The organism is Streptomyces sp. NPDC030814 (assembly GCF_055572155.1).
The window spans coordinates 749,054-766,920 of the sequence record NZ_JBVIDX010000002.1; the positions used below are offsets into that span (position 1 = coordinate 749,054).

General features: G+C 70.6%; 13 protein-coding genes and 3 pseudogenes. 4 read left to right on the top strand and 12 right to left on the bottom strand.

Translation table 11 applies throughout. The features are described 5' to 3' along the window. Positions 1–6 precede the first annotated feature (6 nt). Both ACZ43N_RS06625 and ACZ43N_RS06630 read right to left on the bottom strand, forming a co-directional pair. Positions 7–900, bottom strand: coding sequence for an alpha/beta hydrolase (locus tag ACZ43N_RS06625; RefSeq protein WP_468095438.1), 894 nt, complete (start codon positions 898–900; stop codon positions 7–9). A 38-nt stretch (positions 901–938) separates the two neighbouring features. Continuing rightward, on the bottom strand, positions 939–2,159 hold the full coding sequence (locus ACZ43N_RS06630) for an FAD-dependent oxidoreductase (protein WP_468095440.1): 1,221 nt from the start codon (positions 2,157–2,159) through the stop codon (positions 939–941). Between the two features lie 201 nt (positions 2,160–2,360). On the opposite strand from ACZ43N_RS06630, the gene ACZ43N_RS06635 reads away from it, so the two are divergent. The 3 genes and pseudogenes from ACZ43N_RS06635 to ACZ43N_RS06645 all read left to right on the top strand — a co-directional run. Continuing rightward, positions 2,361–3,269: a LysR family transcriptional regulator gene (locus tag ACZ43N_RS06635; RefSeq protein ID WP_468095441.1), complete on the top strand. Its 909-nt coding sequence runs from the start codon at positions 2,361–2,363 to the stop codon at positions 3,267–3,269. A 46-nt stretch (positions 3,270–3,315) separates the two neighbouring features. Beyond that, positions 3,316–3,641, top strand: a pseudogene (gene cutA, locus ACZ43N_RS06640) (divalent-cation tolerance protein CutA). Positions 3,642–4,646: 1,005 nt separating this feature from the next. Continuing rightward, positions 4,647–4,916: pseudogene (locus ACZ43N_RS06645) on the top strand (flavodoxin domain-containing protein); the annotation flags it as partial. A gap of 182 nt (positions 4,917–5,098) precedes the next feature. Here the strand turns inward: ACZ43N_RS06645 and ACZ43N_RS06650 are convergent. Continuing rightward, on the bottom strand, positions 5,099–6,226 hold the full coding sequence (locus tag ACZ43N_RS06650; protein ID WP_468095442.1) for a tyrosine-type recombinase/integrase: 1,128 nt from the start codon (positions 6,224–6,226) through the stop codon (positions 5,099–5,101). Between the two features lie 121 nt (positions 6,227–6,347). Here ACZ43N_RS06650 and ACZ43N_RS06655 point away from each other — a divergent pair. Beyond that, positions 6,348–6,512, top strand: a pseudogene (locus tag ACZ43N_RS06655) (pirin family protein); the annotation flags it as partial. A gap of 189 nt (positions 6,513–6,701) precedes the next feature. Here the strand turns inward: ACZ43N_RS06655 and ACZ43N_RS06660 are convergent. From ACZ43N_RS06660 to ACZ43N_RS06700, 9 genes are all read right to left on the bottom strand, one after another. Beyond that, complete coding sequence (locus ACZ43N_RS06660) at positions 6,702–7,892, bottom strand: type III PLP-dependent enzyme (protein ID WP_468095444.1); 1,191 nt, start codon at positions 7,890–7,892, stop codon at positions 6,702–6,704. Continuing rightward, positions 7,889–9,592, bottom strand: a complete 1,704-nt coding sequence (locus tag ACZ43N_RS06665) for an IucA/IucC family protein (RefSeq protein WP_468095446.1) — start codon at positions 9,590–9,592, stop codon at positions 7,889–7,891. Before ACZ43N_RS06665 ends, ACZ43N_RS06660 begins: the two co-directional genes overlap by 4 nt. Beyond that, on the bottom strand, positions 9,593–10,789 hold the full coding sequence (locus tag ACZ43N_RS06670; protein WP_468095447.1) for an MFS transporter: 1,197 nt from the start codon (positions 10,787–10,789) through the stop codon (positions 9,593–9,595). Continuing rightward, a complete protein-coding gene (locus ACZ43N_RS06675) occupies positions 10,786–12,525 on the bottom strand; it encodes an IucA/IucC family protein (RefSeq protein WP_468095539.1) in 1,740 nt (579 codons plus the stop codon). Before ACZ43N_RS06675 ends, ACZ43N_RS06670 begins: the two co-directional genes overlap by 4 nt. A gap of 14 nt (positions 12,526–12,539) precedes the next feature. Next, positions 12,540–13,739 carry an ATP-grasp domain-containing protein gene (locus ACZ43N_RS06680; RefSeq protein ID WP_468095448.1) on the bottom strand — a complete coding sequence of 400 codons (1,200 nt, stop codon included), beginning with the start codon at positions 13,737–13,739 and terminating at the stop codon, positions 12,540–12,542. 86 nt (positions 13,740–13,825) lie between these two features. Next, positions 13,826–14,845: an ABC transporter substrate-binding protein gene (locus ACZ43N_RS06685; protein ID WP_468095449.1), complete on the bottom strand. Its 1,020-nt coding sequence runs from the start codon at positions 14,843–14,845 to the stop codon at positions 13,826–13,828. Positions 14,846–14,932: 87 nt separating this feature from the next. Continuing rightward, the gene (locus ACZ43N_RS06690) at positions 14,933–15,754 is read right to left on the bottom strand and encodes an ABC transporter ATP-binding protein (protein WP_468095451.1); all 822 of its coding nucleotides are present in this window, start codon (positions 15,752–15,754) and stop codon (positions 14,933–14,935) included. A 71-nt stretch (positions 15,755–15,825) separates the two neighbouring features. After that, the gene (locus ACZ43N_RS06695; RefSeq protein ID WP_468095452.1) at positions 15,826–16,875 is read right to left on the bottom strand and encodes a FecCD family ABC transporter permease; all 1,050 of its coding nucleotides are present in this window, start codon (positions 16,873–16,875) and stop codon (positions 15,826–15,828) included. Then, complete coding sequence (locus tag ACZ43N_RS06700; protein WP_468095541.1) at positions 16,872–17,840, bottom strand: FecCD family ABC transporter permease; 969 nt, start codon at positions 17,838–17,840, stop codon at positions 16,872–16,874. The genes ACZ43N_RS06695 and ACZ43N_RS06700 overlap by 4 nt, the downstream gene beginning before the upstream one ends. Positions 17,841–17,867 lie beyond the last annotated feature (27 nt).

Below are 17,867 nucleotides of genomic sequence, written 5' to 3' on the forward strand. Positions count from 1 at the left end.
GGGCGGTCAGCCGCGCAGGGTGGCGGCCAGCCAGTCGGCGCTGCGGGTGATGATCTCGGGGAAGTGGTGCGAGAGGATCTCGTAGTGCTGGCCCGGGTACTCGATGACCTCCTTCGGGTCGGGGATCCGCTCGTACATCTCGCGGGCCTCCTCGATGGGGGCGACGGTGTCCTTGGAGGCGAGGATCATCAGGACCGGGGCGGTGATGCGTTCGGCGTAGGCGCGCACCTCCATCTCGAAGATGCGGTCGAGGGTCGAGATGGTGATCTCGTTCCGGAAGCTGGGCAGTCCGTGGATCATGTTCTCGACGAATTCCAGACCCTCCTGGTCGCTGAACATGACCGGGTCCCCGGGTTCCGGGACGCCGTGCAGGCGGATACTCGCGGCCGGCTCGCCGCGCAGCTGGGCCTGACGGTCGGCGGGAATGAGAGCTTCCAGCTCCGCGAGCGTGTCGGCCGGTTGCAGGGTGCGCGCGCTCCAGCCGCTGACCGGGGGGATGATGCTGACGACCGCTTTGACCCGGCGGTCGGTGGCGGCCGTGAAGAGGGAGTTGGCGCCACCGATGCTGATGCCCCACAGGGCGATGCGGTCGGGGTCGATGTCCTCGCGCAGGGTCAGATGGGTGATGACGTCGCGCAGGTCCCGGCACTGCTGCCAGGGATCGAACTGCTGACGGGGTTCGCCGTCGCTGTAGCCGGTGTTGCGGTGGTCGTAAATCAGGCAGGCCAGACCGGCGTCGGTGAAGCCCCGGGCCATGGCGAACATGGATTCCGCGGGACCGCCCAGGCCGCCCTGGAGGATGGCGACGGGCGGACGCTGCGGGCCGTCGGTCGGGCGGAACAGTTTGCCCCGCAGGGTCAGTTCCGACACTCGGAACTCGATGTCTTCGGTGGCGGGCATGGTTCTCCTCGTGGTGCGGCTCGTGTCGGGGGCGGCGATCAGGTGTGACTGACGGGGAGGTCGTCCGGCAGGAAGTCGGCGTCGAGGCCCCGCGGGTCGGCCGAGGCGCGCAGGATGGGGAAGACCTCGGCGCGCATCTCGGTCTCGTACTCGGCCACGGCCTCCGCCACGGGGGTGTCGCCGTGGGCGGCGCGCTCCAGGGCCCGGGCGAGAGCCGCGGCGTCGCGCAGTGCCGTGTTGGCACCGGAGCCGAACGAGGGAGGCATGGCGTGGATCGCGTCACCGAGCAGGGTGACACGGCCGGCCGGCCAGGGATCTGCCGGCTGCAGGTGACGCGTGGACACCGGGAAGATCGTCGACGCGTCGACGTGCTCGACGAGATCGGCCAGCGCGGGATCCCAGCCCCGTACCGCGGTGCGCATCAGCGCGTGCAGGGTTTCAGGGGAGCTGTGCCACAGGTCGGGAGCCCCGGCGGCGACAGGGCTGCCGGGCGGAAGGCCGAGGTTGACCATGATGTACGGGTCGACGGGATCGACGGCGGCGCCGGGCGCCAGTTCGGCCACCGCCTCAGCGACCGGCCTGCGCGGTCGGTACACGCCGTACGCGAACATCGCGCCGTTCGGCCCCCCGGCGATGGCGAAGCCGTCGAACAGTGCCTCGGGCAGGCTCGCTGCCAGATCGTCGGTCAGCGGTGCGGTGGAGTAAAGGCCACGACTTCCGGTGTCCACGACCGCAACGTCGGGCAGCAACTGCCTGCGCACGACGGAGTTGATGCCGTCGGCGCCCACCAGTACGTCCCCGGTCTCACTCGTGCCGTCGTCGAGCAGCACCCGCACCTTCTCGCCGTCCGTCTCGAAGCCGGTGACGGTGCTGTCGTAGCGGACGATGTCCTCCAGGCCCACGCCCATGATCTGGCGCAGCGTGCGCCTGTTGACCGCTGTGTGCGGCCGGCTTGGGTCGTTGGGCGGGCCGATGTGGGGGCGGGCGCCCAGTTCGCGGGCCTGATGGTCGAGCACGACCATGACCTCACGGCGCGGCGCCTCGCGCGAGGTCTGCATGTACAGCTCGAAGAGGGCATCCGGCAGGCACTGCTGGAGAGCGCGGCCACCCGCGCCGTTCATGTGCAGGCGGTAGCCGGCCCGCCCGATGCCCGGCGCGCTCTCGTAGACGGTGCAGCCGATGCCCGCGCGACGAAGACCCTGCGCCAGACAGAGCCCTCCGATGCCTCCGCCGGCGATCAGGACATGGAACGACGGCATTGTCGCCTCCTTGATGAGCTCGGAACACCTGCATCGATCGGCGCAGGCCCGAGCATGCGAACGTCTGGGGTGGTGGCGGTCCGTCTGACACGAGGTCCGCCGAGCCGTGCCACCACTCTTGCGTCCGCCCCTGGGATCAGGGAAGCCGAAATCGCTTATGCTCGACATAGACAGGACTGATGATCATTCAAGGCGGGTGCCGTGACTCTGGACCTCAACCTGCTGCCGCCGCTGGACGCGCTCCTCCAGGAGCGCAGTGTGACGCGGGCCGCACAACGGCTCGGTCTGAGCCAGCCCTCGCTGAGCGCGGCCCTGGCCCGGCTGCGCCGGCACTACGGCGACGAACTCCTCGTCAGGGTGGGCAACAGCTACGAGCTGACCCCTCTGGCGGAACGACTCGTGGAACACACCGGGCAGGCCCTGAGCTGGGCCGACCGGGTCCTCCAGACGCGCCCCGACTTCGATCCCGCGCAGGCCAGGCACGAGTTCACCGTGATCATGGCCGACTGCCAACTACCCACGTTCGGAAGGGCCTTGGCCGACCTGGTCCGCACGGCCGCGCCGAACGTGCGGCTGCGATTCCAGCACAGCACCGAACGGGTCGTGCAGCAGGCGCTGGACAACCTGCGCACGGTGGACGCCCTCGTCCTGCCCCAGGGCATCCTGTCGAACATCCCCACCTTCGACCTGTACAAGGACCGCTGGGTGTGCGTGATGTCCGCCGACCGCGCCCCGGCCGTCCTCGGGCGGGAGGAACTGGCCGAACGCCCTTGGGTGCTGCCCTACCGTCACCCCTCGCCGGTCTTCTCCCCTCTGAATCGCCTGCACGCCGAGGGCGTCGAACCGCACGCGGAGATCGTCACGGAGAACTTCCTGGCCATTCCGCACCTGGTTGCGGGGACCGACCGGATCGGCCTGATGCCAGAACGGGCCGCGATCCCCGCCCTCTCCGGACAACCGATCACCGTCGTCCGGACCATCTTCGAGATCGGCCACTTGGTGGAGTCCCTGTGGTGGCATCCCCTCCATGAGCGGGAACCGGCCCACATATGGCTGCGCCGTATCGCCGCTCAGGCCGGCCAGGCAGTCGAGAGCGGCCCTGTGGTTTAAGCCGGCTGGGTCGGGTCGTGGTACACCGACTAGGAGGAGCAGTTGCATGGCGAGCGGGATAGTGGTCGCCCAGACGACCATCGACGACGAGGACAAAGCGATGGTGCTGCGAGAGGCGCGGTGGAGCACCAGCTTGCGGCCGGTGCTCACATCGACCCGCCGCTGACTGCGGTCTACTGGTGGCAGGGCAAGATTGAGACCGCCCGGGAGTGGCGGATCTCGTACAAGACGACCACCGATCGCCTGCCAGAGCTTGCGGCGTGGGTAGCCCAGGAACACAGCTATGAGGTTCCGGAGTGGGTCGTTCTCCCGATCACAGGGGGGTCCGAGGCATACCTGGCGTGGGTGGTCGAAGAGTCGACGGCGAAGTAAATCCAAGGTTGAGCGTCCGGTCGCACTTACGGCCCGGACATTGACGTAGGTGCCGGGTGAGTTCACGCTCGCTGTCGGGGAGCCGAGCAGCAATGGTCTGGCCGCGAGCCTTACCCATGGTGTTCGGCCGAGCCTCAGCGGCAGTCGCGAACTGGCGTGCCACGTAGACACCTTGTTCCCTGTCGCCTCCGCGCAACAGCGCGGAGGCCAGGTCGCCGAGGACGACAACGCCTGAGTCCGGCAGATCCTTGCCGAGACGACTCACTGCGATGTCCGCAGTCTCGGTCAACTCCTTACGCCCGAGCGACCCATAGACCGACAGCGACAACGAGTTTCGAGGCGGTAGGGGGTCATGAAGCCCACCCATGGCTGTTCGTTGGTGTGGTCGGCGAAGTCGTACACAACGCGGGCACGTCCAGGGCTCGCAGGGCACCCGTGTTGTCTCCGGAATTCGCCGCTCCCTCCGCGTAGCGGCCGTGGATCCAGGCGGCAGCGGTGGCGTTGCCGTGACCTCGTACATCCCGGGCTGCTCGGGCCAGAAGGTTCACTGCCTTTTGAGGGGTAGTGGCTCCGTAGCTGGCATAGGCCAGGGCCAGGGCCCGCAGCGGCGGGTGCCCGGCTTCCTCTGCACAGTCCGTCGTGCCTCATAGTAGGCGCACGCCTTCTCGTACTCGCCCAAGTCCCAAGCCGCCCAGCCGGCCAGGGCGGCTGTCTCGCCGGCGGCAATAGTCAGTGCTCGCTGGTGCTCGCCGGTCTGCGGTAGCACGGCAGTGATCGCGTCAAGGGGAGCCTCCACCCTGCCCTGTAGGGGGAGGGCCGTGAGGTGATTCTCGCGCACATGAAGGGCAGCAGCGCGATTGATGAGGGCGTCCGCTGCGACCGAATCGATCTTGGATCCCCTGCCGAGGGCATGCGCGAGACGGCCCCAAGGTTCGGCAGCGGCGGCTGCGCAGAGCACGGCGCCGCCGATCAGCGTGCGGCGTTTCACGTCGTCCAGGTCCTCCCCTGGTCGAACGCCCGCTCTGGCTCTTCAGCAGCGGCCCACTCGACTCCTCGGCTTCGGAGCGGGACATCCCGCCCGTACCCGGTGTGAAGAAGGCCATGGACCGGCTCGACGCCGAGGAGCACGTCACCTTCGGGGGCTGCCAGGAGGAGGGAGCGAAGGGATGGGTCGCCCGGATGATCCTGCGCAACGGAAAAGGCGGGGACTTCCGGGACTTCACGCAGATCGAGGAGTGGGCGGGGCGCATCGGGAGGGAGCTGACCGGTGAATGAGCCGAACGGCGCGACGAGCGGTACGGCACCTCGTCGCGCCGGGCCACGGCCGGCGGTTCGCCGAACTCAGACCGATGTCCTCTGAGGCGTGCAGCTGCCACACCGGCTAACCCGGAAGCGTCATTTGCCCAGACGTGCGTGCGGCCTCCGCCTCGCGTCGTAGACGCTTGCTTCGGGGCGTCTTATGCGGCGAGGTGGAGGTTGAGGATCTTGGCGGCTGTGCTGATGGAGCCGGGCATGAGGTGCCGGTAGATCTTGAAGGTGATCTCGATGGTCTTGTGGCCCATCCACTCGGCGACGTCGGTGATGGGAATGCCGTGGGTGAGGCAGTTGGAGGCGAAGAAGTGCCGCATGCCGTAGACGACCATCCCCTCGGGGATGTCGACCTCGCCCGCCTTCTTGATCCGCTGCCACTGGTTGGCGATGTGGTAGTGCGGGAACGTCCGGGACGGGTCACTGGGGTGACGCAGCAGGTAGCCGTCGACGGTGCCGTGCTTGTCGGCGTACCACTCGATGGTCTGCCGCACCCGCTCCGGCAGGGGCACGTCCCGGTACTCGCCCACCTTGCGGTGCTTGAGCCGCTCGTAACGGCAGGTGGTCCGGTTGACCTGCTCGGTGATCCGGTAGACGTCGTCGGCGACGATGTTGTTGAGATTCACCGCGAACGCCTCGCCGTTGCGCATACCGCACCCGCTCATCAGATCGGCGACCAGCAGGAAGCTGTCGTCACCGGCGGTGCGTATCCGACCCAGCTGCTGCGGTGAGGGGATCACCACCCGCTTGGGGTCGTACTGCGGCGGCTTCACCCCGGCCACCGGGTTGTCGTCGAACAGCCCGAGCCGGTTCGCGTCCAGCAGGATCGCCTTCAGCTTGTCGAAGGCGTTCGCCTGGGCGGCCAGGCCGATGCCGTTACGTTCCAGGGTCTGGATGAAGCCTTCGACCACCTTGTGGTCGAAGGAGTTCATCCGCCGGCTGCCCAGCAGCGGCAGCAGATGAATGTTCAGCAGCGACTCCAGGTGCACCACCGACGCCGGCCCCGGATCCCGCTGACCGGCCTTCCACTCGCCGGCGTACTCCTCGAACCGCATCTCGCCGTACCGGGCGATCCGCTCCGCCTTCGCCTGGCCCCGAGGGGCCGCCTTCTTCGCCTTGTAGATTTCCGTCAAACGCTCGATGGCCGCATCCTGGGTCGCGAACCCGGACTCCTCCAACTGCCGCCCCGCCGCCGACCGGTACCGGATCCTGTAAGGGTGAGGGCACTTCGACCACCGCGACCGCGGATGCTCACACTCCTTGAAAAACGACCCCATCCCACGAACCAGGACAGCGGAACCCATGGCTGCTAACTCCTCCACGACCGATGCTGGCAGCTTGCTGACCCTCACCGGTGCGGAACAGCGCTGACCTGCGGAAAAGCGCGCAGGATCCGCTATGTTCTGGAACTGGATCGGGCGGTCGCAGGAGGAGATCGAACAGGCGCGTCAAGACTGGATGGAAGGCTCCAGGTTCGGAGAGGTGAAGGGGTATGACGGGGATCCGCTGCCGGCTCCCGAGCTGCCGCAGATGCGGCTGAAGCCGCGAGGAAGGTCCCGCTGACCTGCGGGAAATCCAGCTCTACGCGCTGCTGGTCTTTCCTCACATGGTCTTCAGCACCTACGGAACCCACATAACGGGGGGCGGCCGGCTGCGGCAGCGCGCACAGGAAGGCCCAACACACCGCTATGGATGTGAGCCCGATGTGCAACGGAGACCGGGGGAGGTCCGGTCAGGGAGCGAACGGCGGGTTCAGTCGAGGAAGTGGAAGCCGGGGTGCGGATGCATCAGGAAGTCGTGGTGCGAGATGTTCCACGCGTACGCGCCCGCGACCGAGAAGGCCACTCGGTCCCCGGCCCTCAGCCCCGGCGCGTGGACGTTCCGGGCGAGGAGGTCCTTCGGGGTGCACAGCTGTCCGGTGAGGCTGACGTGCTCCCCTCCGGCCGCCGGGCGCGGCCACGGATACGGCCACTTCTCCACCGCCAGCACCGAGCAGGGCTGGTCGTGCCCCTTGGTCGCAGGGGTGCGCAGGTGGTGGGTGCCGCCCCGGACCACGGCGAAGTCCTCACCGCGGCTGTGCTTCACGTCCAGCACCTCGGTGGCGTACCAGCCGCAGTAGGCGGTCAGGGCCCTGCCGGGCTCGATACGGAGAGTCAAGTCCGGGTGCGCTTCGGCGAGTCGCGCCATTCCCTCGCCGTACGTCTTCCAGTCGAAGCGGCGCTCGGGGTTCGCGTAGTCCACGGCCATGCCGCCGCCCACGTTCACTTCGGTGAAGGCGGCGTCCAGCCCTGTCGCCCAGTCCACGATCGAGCGGGCGACTGCCAGTTGCTCGGGGGCTTCGAGGCCGCTCGCCAAGTGGGCGTGGACGCCGCGGAGTTCCAGGTGCGGATACGTACCGTCCGTGAATGGGCGGAGAACCTGCGGTGCCTGTGACGGGTCAAGGCCGAACGGGGTGGGCCGTCCGCCCATCGCGAGGGAGCTGCCCGCCAGGGCCCCGCCCGCCACGGCCAGGTTGAAGCGGAGCAGCACACCCACGCGTGTGCCGGGGGCCACCTGCCGTGCCAGTTCGGCGAGCACGCGCAGGTCGTGCTCGCTCTCGACGTGGAAGCGCTCGACGCCGTGTTCCAGGGCGGCCCGGATCTCGTCCGGGGTCTTGCCGGGGCCGCCGAAAGCCAGCGGGCGGCCCGGGACGGCCTTGGCGACGTGGGCGAGTTCGCCGCCGGAGGACACCTCGTAGCCGTCGACACAGGGGCCGAGCGCGGCGAGGATCTCCGGCTCGGGGTTGGCCTTGGCCGCGTAGTACAGCTCGACGCGCTCGGGAAGAGCGGAGCGCACGGACTCGGCGTGCTCGCGCAGCGCGGCCAAGTCGTAGACGTACGCGGGGAGTTCGTTGTGCGGCAGGGACAGGATCCGGTCGCGTACGGCGGGGGTCGGGTCGGTCATCGGGTGCTCCAGCGGAGGATGTCTTCGGCCAGGGGGGAGGGGAGGCGGACGTAGCCGGCCTCGCGGTCGGCCTTGCGTTCCCAGCGGGTGAGCAGGTTGGCCTTCGCCGGCAGGGGCACTCCGGCGAGGAGGGCGGCGAGGCGGGGCGGGCAGCTCTCCTCGTCGGCGTAGGTCCTGATGACGGCCCGGACGGCCGCCCACAGATCGGCCTCCGTCTCGGGGTGCAGGTCGGCGAGTGCGGCGAGCAGCTCGGCGACATGGTTGACCAGCAGGCAGTACACGACCCGGTCCCAGCCGCGCTGGGCGTCGTACGACATCGGGCCGGCGACCTCGGGCGGGAGGGCTGCGAGGGCGTCGGCGTGGTGGTCGGGGACGAGCTTGGTGCCTTCCAGATCGCGGAAGAGGACTTGGGCGGGCATGCCGTCGGCGTCGACGCAGATCAGGACGTTCTGGAGGTGGGGTTCGAGGACGAGGCCGTGGTCGAAGTAGGCGGACAGCACGGGCGGGACGAGGAGACGGAGATATGCCTTCCACCAGTCCACGGCGGCCTCGGGGCCCGCTCCGTCGAGGAGTCGGGAGATGTGGGCGGCGCTGGTCGGGTACTCGTCGGCGACGGCGGCCGCGAGCAGCGGGGTCGTGCCGGGCAGCAGCCGGCGGGAAAGGCCCTCGCGGACGATCACGCCGAAGCCTTCGAGGAGGGCACGGTCGGGGGTGCCGTCGGGGCCGGGGAGGGCGAGGCTGCGGTAGGCGGGTTCGCGGAGCATCGCGCTGCCGGGGAAGCGGCTCTCCAGGTCGGCGAGGGCCGGGGCGAGGAGGCGGGTGAGGGCGACGGCGCCGGACAGTTCGTAAGTGGCGTTCTTGCGCAGGCAGTTGGTGATGCGGACGTTGAGGCTGAACTTCAGGAAGGAGTCGCCGTCGAAGAGGGTGCGTACCGAGGCGGTGGCGGCGTACTCCCGGTCGCCCGGGCCCAGGTCGAGGATGTCACCGCGGCCGAGGGCCTCGCGCAGTGGGCGGTGCTCGTGGAGCATCTCGTACTGCCAGGGGTGGGCGGGCAGCAGCCGGTAGCCGTCGGGAACGTCGTCGCGTTGCGCGTCGAGGACGGCGGTGGCGTCGGGTTCGGCGCTCTCCTCGGCGATCAGGTCCTCGCGCACGGCGAGGTGGCGCAGCGGGAAAGCGGCTCCGGCCTCGGGGGCGTACGACTGCCAGGCGTCGGCGTCGCCGGTGCGGGCCTTGGGGGTGGGGTGGAAGCGGTGCCCGAACAGCAGGGACTGTTCGGAGGCGAGGTAGTCCGGGAGGCCCTGCGCCGCGACCTCGCGGGTGGCCAGCGCGGCGACGACGGTGCGGTGGCTGGAGTCGATCTGGTCCAGGAACTCGTCGTTGCTGACACCCGTGCGCAGGGATAGTTCGTCGTGCGCGTACTCGGCGAGGCGGCGCCAGTCGAGCTCTGTCCAGCCGGTCTCGGACTGCTCCTGCACGGGGCCGGTGAAGCGGTGGGCGCCGAGCAGGGACGTGCGGCGGAGGGCGACGCGGAGCAGGAGGCCGCGGCGGGGCAGGCGCAGCAGCAGGTGGCCGTCGCTGACGGCGGTCTGGTGTTCGGGGCCGGAGACCTCGCGCAGCAGGCAGTTGAGGAGGGTGTGGGCCACCGCGTCGTCGGCGGTGGGCAGGTGGGCGGTACCGAGCGAGTCGGTCAGCGGGGGCATTCAGTGGCTCCAGCGGGTTCGCGGGTGTGGGGGCAGGAGGGTCGCGAAGACGGTGAGGGCGGCTGTGCCGCCGCCTATCAGCACGGGCGCGGCGGGTCCGAATGTGGCGCTGCCCACAGCCGCGGTCACACCGGCGGCGACGGCGCCGGCCTTGGAGAAGAACTCCAGGGAGCCGAACATCCCGCCGGGGGCACGGCCCCGGGCACAGTCGGCGGCCAGGACCGACAGCCCGATCATGCCGAGGGTGAGGCCCGCGCCGAGCAGCAGCCGTACGGCGATCAGCGCGGGCAGGGTGTCGGCGACGCCGTGGCCGGCCAGACCGAGCGCTATCAGCGCGAAGCCGAGGGCTATGCCGTGCCGGGGGCGGGTACGTAGCGCGCGGTGCACGGCCATGGCAGACACGAGGTAGCACAGGTGCGGCAGGGCGAACAGCAGGCCGGAGAGAGCGGCTGAGGCGTCCGGGAGGCGTTCCTCGACGAGGGATATCAGGTACGGGAAGGAGATGACCGTGGAGAACACGAAAACGAACTCCAGCGCGTAGAGCCTGCGCAGCGCCGACACGGGCGCCACGTCGAGGGGCTCCGCGTCCTCCTCCCGCTCCGCCTCGGCGGCGTCACCCGGCTCGGGCAGGGCCGCCAGGAGCAGGGCCGCGGCCAGCGGGAGCAGGGCGAGGAGGGCGTACTGACGGTGCGGGGACATCCAGGGCGACAGTGTTCCGACGACGATCGGCGCGAAGACCAGCGCGGCCCGCGCACTGCCCTGCATCAAGGTGAGCGCCTTCGACAGGCGTGGGCCCTCCAGGGCCGCCCCCAGGTAGCCGTTGGACGCCGCGAACGTGCCGCCGAGGATGCCCTGGAGCACCAGCGCCACCGTGAACATGGTCAGCGAGTCCGCCCACCCGGCGAGCAGGAAGGAGACGGCGAGCCCCAGCTGGGCCCGCAGCAGGAGCCGTTTGCGCCCGAAGCGGTCGGCGAGCCGACCCCACATGGGTGCGGCGATCGCGCTGAACACGGTGGGTACGACATACAGCACCCCGGCCCAGCGGGCGGTGCGGTCACCGAGCTCCGGCAGGATCTGCGTGAAGTACGGCGGCAGCCCCAGCGCGGCGAACGACGCCACGAAGTAACAGGCGGCCACGGCATGCACGTGGCGTCGACCGAAGGTGGCACGTGACATCGGGAGCGCCTCGGCCGTCATGCCGAACCACCATCCCGAAGCAGGTAGTTGGGACCGGTTGTGTAGTGCTTATTGATGTCGGTGGCGCCCGATCGCTCCTTGCTGAGCAGGGTCCCGGCGGTCACCATCGCCTTCACCGGCAGTTCGGGCGCGTTCAGCACCCGCTCGCGCAGGACGGCCGCCGCGTCCCCGCCGAGCCGGTCCACGGCCTCGGTGAGCCGGTCCCGCACGAGGTCGAGCAGCACCGGCAGCGGGGCGCGGCCGTGCCGGGCGAGACCGAAGGCGTATGCGCCCGCGCACAGATGGACGGTGATGGTGGTGAACACGTCGGCCACTGCCCGGTCGCCCGGGGTGAAGGTGCGCCCGTCGTCGAAGCCCCAGGTCCCGCCGCCGAGCGTGGCGGCCAGCCGGGTGCTGTTGACGCGCGGCCCGTCGTTGTCCTTCAGCAGCAGCCGCAGGGCGCCGGGTTCGGGGCCGAACACCAGGGAGACGTTCTGCTGGTGGGACTCCAGTGCTATGCCGTACCCGAAGAGCGTGGTCTGCCAGTCGAACAACAGGGTGAGCACTGCATCGAGCAGGGCTGTCACGTCACCGCCGTGGAAGCGGTCGGCGAGACGGTCGACGACCAGTCCCCCGCCGGGGGCCTCGGCGAGGAGGGCGGCCATGGGGACGACGACCGAGTCGTCGAGGCCTGCCGGGTAGCGGCGGCACAGGACGGCGAGCAGTTCGTGCCCGGCGTGCGCGTACACGGTCTCGTCGGCGTGCAGCACCCTGTCCCGGAAGCGGGGCTCGCGGTCGATCACCGCTTCCAGCAGCCGCTGGCCGGCCGCGCCGTCGACGAGGGTGCCGGGCTTGATGGAGCGCTTGTTGCGCAGGCCCAACGTAGCTGTGGCCAGCGGCAGTTTGAGGTGCAGTGAGGGGGCTGCGGTCGGTGCGACCGTGCGCATCGACAGGGTGGGTACGACGTCGAGGTACGCCCAGTCGGCGAGTACGGCACGGTCCGCGAGCCCCGTCTCACTCAACGCGGCGTCGAGGGGGGCTCCCACCGTCAACGGGTGGACGGGCAGGGCGACATGGGTACGGTCCAGGTCCGCGAGACCTAGGGCGGAGGGGGTCGGCCAGCCGTCCGGCAGGTGCCCGGTGACGGTGACCGACTCGCGGGGCAGGGCGAGCCACTGGAGGGCGAAGGTCGGGTGGAACTCCGGTGCATGGTGCCGAAGTTGCGCCTCGTCGAGCCCTGAGCGGCCGCGCGCGGTCGGGTAGACCGGGTGGTCGAGCCGCGCGGCGAGGGTCTCGTACGCCAGGCCGCCCCGCAGGCCGGTCCAGTCGGCGGGGTCGGTGCCGTAGAGCTCGGTGAGCCCGACGGTGACCTCCTCGCCCGTCGCCTCGTGCAGCCTCATTGTCGCGAGCGTCTGACGGCACTCCTCGGCGAAGGCGTCGAAGCCGTCGCGGTCGACGGGGTCGGCCAGTGCGCACAGTTCGGCGAGGACCGCCTCGCAGGTCGTGTACTCGGTGCCGTCCGACTCCTGTACGAGAAGTGGCAGTCGAGCGGCGTAGGCGTGCTGGAACCCGTCCTCGGTGACGGGCAGCAGCAGAGCGTCGTCGCCGTCGACGGACAGACGCAGCCAGGGACCGTCGGGCCGCTCGACGAGCGTGCCGCGGGCGCGCAGGCCGGCGACGTCCTCGCGGAGCAGGGCACTGAGCACGCGCGTGAGCAGTTCGGCTTCGGCGGTGTCGACGGACGCGGGCTTCTCCATGGCGGCGACGGCGGTCACGACTGGATCTCCCAGCGCTGCCCGGCGAGGAAGTCCGCCACCACCCGGTCGACGGCCTCCTGTCCGGTGCCGGTCGCGCGGAGGACGCCGAGGTAGTCGCGGTTGGTCCGGTACAGCTCGTGCCGTTCGCCGATCTCGCGCAGTGGACGGTAGGTCAGGTTCACACCGCTGACGGCGAGTTCGCTGGCCCGGGGGGCCGCGACGAGAGTTCCGGCCCGGTCGGCGCACGGGTACTCCAGGCGCGCTGCGCCGTCGCGCCGGAACTCCAGGTCGGCGGGGAGCGCCTCGCCGAGGTGGGTGCGGAGGATGTGCTCGAAGAGCGGGAGGTCGAGGAGCTGGGCGAGGAGCAGGTCGCACTGGTCGCCGATGGCGCGGTAATTGACCTCGATGATCCGGGCCCGGCCCTCGTGGACCACGAACTCGGTGTGGCAGACGCCGAAGCCGACGCCCAGCGCGTCGAGCTGGGTGAGGATCTGCGCGACGACCGGTTCGGGATGGGCCGGGACGAAGGTCAGTCGCTCCTCGATGAAGTAGGGCGGCGGGGACAGCACGGTGTGGAAGCCGCCGAGGACGTGCCGGACGGTGCCGTCGCCGAGAGTCTCCAGGGTGTACAGCTCGCCGGGCAGGTACTCCTCGACGACCAGGGTGGCGCCGGGGCGGCGGGTCAGGATCTCCTTGCCGCGGGCGACGAGGTCGGCGGCGGTGCCGACCAGCACGACGTCCTCGCTGGCCACGCCCTCGCGGGGCTTGATGACGCAAGGGTACGGCGCCTCGTGGACGGCCGGCCCGGTGAGGTCGGCCGGTTCGGTGACCTCGGCCGACCAGACGGTGTCCACACCGGCGGCGGCCAGACGGCGGCGCATCTCGCCCTTGTCCTTGCAGCGCAGGGTGGCCCGCCAGTCCTTGCCGGGGAGCCCGAAGTACTGGGCGGCGAGGGCGGCCTGCGTCTGGAGGTGGTCGCTGTTGGTGAAGACCGCGTCCGGGCGGTGGTGGGTGGAGATCCGGGTGACGACGGCGCGGAAGTCGCGTACGTCGCAGTCGAGGACCTCGATGTCGGGATACTCCGGGTAGGCGGCGCGGTGGGCGTCGGGCTGGTCGGTGAGGATCGTGACGTCCAGGCCGAGCCGGGCGGCGGCGGGCAGGAAACCCTCGGTGACCGAGTCGGTGGGGTTCAGTGCAAGCAGGTACAGGCGCATGGGGTGATGCACGACTTCCGCTAGCGGGTGGGGGGCGGCGGGGCGGGCCCGGCTCGTGGTGGGGCCCGCTCCGAGTACAGCGGGAGTTACTTCTTCGGCAGCTCGACGCCGGTGGCCTTCGCCACGTCGGCGAGCATCTCCTCGGCCGCCTGGACGCCGATGCCGGACATCCAGGTCTCGTCCGGGACCTCGAAGACCTTGTCGTCCTTGACGGCGGGCAGGTCCTTCCAGACCGGGTTGGAGGTGACCTGCTTCTGCTGGGTCTTGTCCGGGGTGTCGGCGGTGGTGACGAAGATCAGGTCGGCGTCGGCCTGGTCGATCTCCTCCGGGCTGACGTCCTTCATGGTCACGGCCGGGTCGTCGGAGATCTGCGACTTCGGGCGCTGGAAGCCGATGTCGTTCAGGACCACGCCGCTGTAGGAGTTGGAGGCGTACAGGCGGGTCGGGCCGGCGACGAAGCGGACCACGGAGACGGTCGGCAGGGCGCCGTCCTTCTTCTTGATGGCCTCACCGAGCGCCTTGGCCTGCGTCTCGTACTTCTCGAGCTTGGCCTCGGCCTCGTCCTCCAGGCCCAGCGCTTCGGCGTGGACCTTGAGGTTCTCCTTCCACACGCCGCCGGTGGTCTCGGTGAAGACGGTCGGGGCGATGGCGCTGAGCTTGTCGTAGACCTTCTCGTGCCGGACCTTGGAGGACAGGATCAGGTCGGGCTTGAGCGAGGCGATCTTCTCCAGGTTCGGCTCCAGCAGCGGGCCGACGTCCGCGGTGTTCTTCAGGTCGCCCTCGAGGTAGGTCGGGAAGCCGCCCTCGGTCTTGAAGTGCGGGGCGACGGCGCCGACCGGGTCGATGCCGAGGAGGGTGACATCGTCCAGCTCGCCGGTGTCGAGGACGACGACCTTCTTCGGCTGGGACGGGATCTTGACGTCACCCATCACGGTCTTGAGGGTGCGCGGGAAGGCGGCGGTGTCGGCGCCGGCCTTGGCGGCGTTGTCGCCCTCCTTGGTGGAGTCGTCGTTGCCGCAGGCGGCCAGGACTCCCGCACCGAGCACGAGGGCGAGCAGCGCGGCGACGGGCCGGCCGGTTCCGCGCAGGGGAGATCGCTTGAGCATGAGGGTGGTCTTTCTCTCGACGTACGGGTGTACGGGTGAACCGGGTGTGCCTGGGTCTCAGGAACGACCGGATGGAGGGGTGAGCGGTCAGGTGGACGCGGACGCGGCGGTGTGCCGTGCCGCGCTGCCTTTCGGGACGACCAGCGGTGTGCCGGTCTCCGGGTCGGGGATGACCCGGCAGTCCACGTCGAACACGGACTTGACGAGCTCCGCGTCGAGCACCTCGGCCGGTGGACCGGCGGCGGCGAGGCTGCCGTCCTTCAGCACGACCATGTGGTCGGCGTAACGGGCGGCCTGTCCGAGGTCGTGCAGCACCATCACCACGGTGCGGCCGGCCTCGGCGTGCAGGGCGGCGACCAGGTCGAGGACGTCGAGCTGGTGCCGCAGATCGAGGAAGGTGGTGGGCTCGTCGAGCAGGAGCAGCTCGGTGTCCTGCGCCAACGCCAGGGCGATCCAGGCGCGTTGGCGCTGTCCGCCGGAGAGCCGGTCGACGGGCTGGTCCCGCAGCACCGCCGTGCCGGTCCGTTGCAAGGCCTCCTCCACGGCCTGCTGGTCGGCGGCCGACCAGGGGCTCAGCAGCCGCTGGTGCGGGTACCGGCCGAGCCGTACGAGTGCCTCGACGGTGATCGCCTCCGGGGTGACCGGCTGCTGCGGCAGCAGGCCCATCCGCTGGGCCAGCGCCCGGGCGGACATGCGGTGGATGTCGGAGCCGTCGAGGGTGACCGTGCCCGCGGTGGGTGCGAGCAGTCGGCTCAGGCCCCGCAACAGGGTTGACTTGCCGCAGGCGTTGGGTCCGACGATCGCGGTGACGGCGCCGCCCGGGAGCGTCAGGTCGAGCCCGCCGACCACGAGCCGGTCGCCGTAGCGCAGGTCGAGGCCCTGCGTGGAGAGCTGGTTGGTGGTGGGCATGGGGAGCTCCTGGAAGCGAGCGGGGGACGGCGGGTTTTCAGGGGCGGCCTCGGGAGACCTCTTCGGCCCACTCATGCCTGGCTCCCCCGCACCGGCTTGCTCTGCCGCAACATCAGCACCAGCAACCAGGGCGCGCCGAGGGTGGCGGTGACCGCACCGACCGGCAGTCCCTCGATCGGCAGCAGGTGCTGGACGACCAGGTCCGAGGCGAGCAGCAGCACGGCTCCGGTGAGGGCGGCGAGGGTGAGCGTCGCGGCGGTGGGCGGGCCGGTGAGGAAGCGGACGATGTGCGGTACGGCGAGGGCGACGAAGGTGACGGGCCCGGCGAGTGCGGCCGCCAGCGAGGCCAGTGCGACGGCGACCAGGAGGAGTTGAAGGCGGGCGGCGGAGGTGTTGAGGCCGAGGGCCCCCGCCGAGTCGTCACCCAGGTCGAGCACGGCGAGACGGCGGTGGGTGACCAGCGCGGCGGCCAGGGCGAGTACCACGGCCGCGCCCGCACCCCACACCTCGGTCCACGTCCGCCCGTACACCGACCCGGTGGTCCACTGCAGTGCCGAGCCCGCGAGCTCGGCGGGGAAGCGCACGATCATCAGGTTCACCGCTGCGGCGAGGCCCGCCTGGACGGCGAGGCCGGTGAGGACGAGACGGGTGACGGCGAGCCCGGAGCGCCAGGCGAAGACGCCGAGCAGCAGGGCGGCCAGCAGGCCACCGGCCAACGCACCGAGGGGGATCAGCAGTTGGGAGGCGCCCGCAGCGAGCAGTGCGACCGCGCCGAGCGAAGCCCCGCCGGTCACGCCCATGACGTCCGGGGACGCCAGGGGGTTGCGGAAGAGCCGCTGCAGGACGCAGCCGGCCGCGCCCAGACCGGCTCCGGCCACGATGGCGGCGACGGAGCGCGGCGCGCGGAACTCCTGTACCACCAGTACATCACCGGGATCGCCGAGTCCGACGAGCGCTCGGAGCGCGACGGACGCGGGCATGCCCATCTCCCCTGTGGAGACGGAGACCGTGAGCAGGACCAGGAGGACGCCGAGTCCGATCGCGCCGTACGCGAGGAGGCGGCCGTGCCCGGGCGAGCGGCGTGCGTCGGGCCGTACGACCGCCTTGTACGTCAGCGTCATCGGGCGACCTTCCTGGCGAGCAGGGCCAGCAGCGGTGCGCCCAGGAACGCGGTGACGATGCCGACCTCCAGTTCCGCGGGGCGGATGACGAGGCGTCCGAGGATGTCGGCCGAGAGCAGGAGCAGGGGCCCGGCGATGAGGCAGCCGGGGAGCAGCAGCCGGTGGTCGCCGCCGAGCAGCGGGCGGACGAGGTGGGGTGCGGCGAGCCCGATGAAGGCGACGGGTCCGGCGACGGCCACCGCCGATCCGGCGAGCAGGACGACCGCGATGCCGCCGGCGAGACGGATGCGGGTGACCGGCACACCGAGCGCCTGGGCCGAATCGTCGCCCAGGGCGAGGGCGTTGAGGGCGGGGGAGACGGCCAGGGCGAGCACCAGACCGAGGACGAGGGTCGGCAGCACAGGCCACAGGGTGTCGAGTTGGCGTCCGGCGATCGATCCGGCCAGCCAGAAACGGGCCTCGTCGAGGGTGCGCTGACTGGCCAGCATGACCGCCGACGTCCAGGACAGCAGCACGAGTTGGAGGACGGTGCCGCCGAGCGCGAGGCGTACCGGATCGATGTCTCCGGCGCGTTGCGCCAGCGCCTGGGCGAACAGCGCGGCGCCGGCGGCACCGGCGAAGGCGAACCACACGTACTCGACGGGGTCGGTGAGTCGCAGGGCGAAGATCGCGACGACGACGGCGAAACCCGCACCCGCGTTGATTCCCAGGGTGGTTGGGGACGCGAGCGGATTGCGGGTGATCCCCTGGGCCACGGCACCGGCCACCCCGAGCGCGGCCCCGACCGCGAGACCGATGACCGTGCGCGGTAGCCGAAGCCCTGTCACCACCAGTGCGTCACGGCCCTCGTGGTGCCCCGAGAGGGCGTCGAGCACGGTGGTCAGGGGCACGGAGCGGGCGCCGAGGGCGAGGCTCAGCGCGGCGCAGAGCGCCAGGGCGCCGAGGCCGCCGAAGAGCAGGGGCATGCGCTTCAGGGCACGCATGGGCACGCC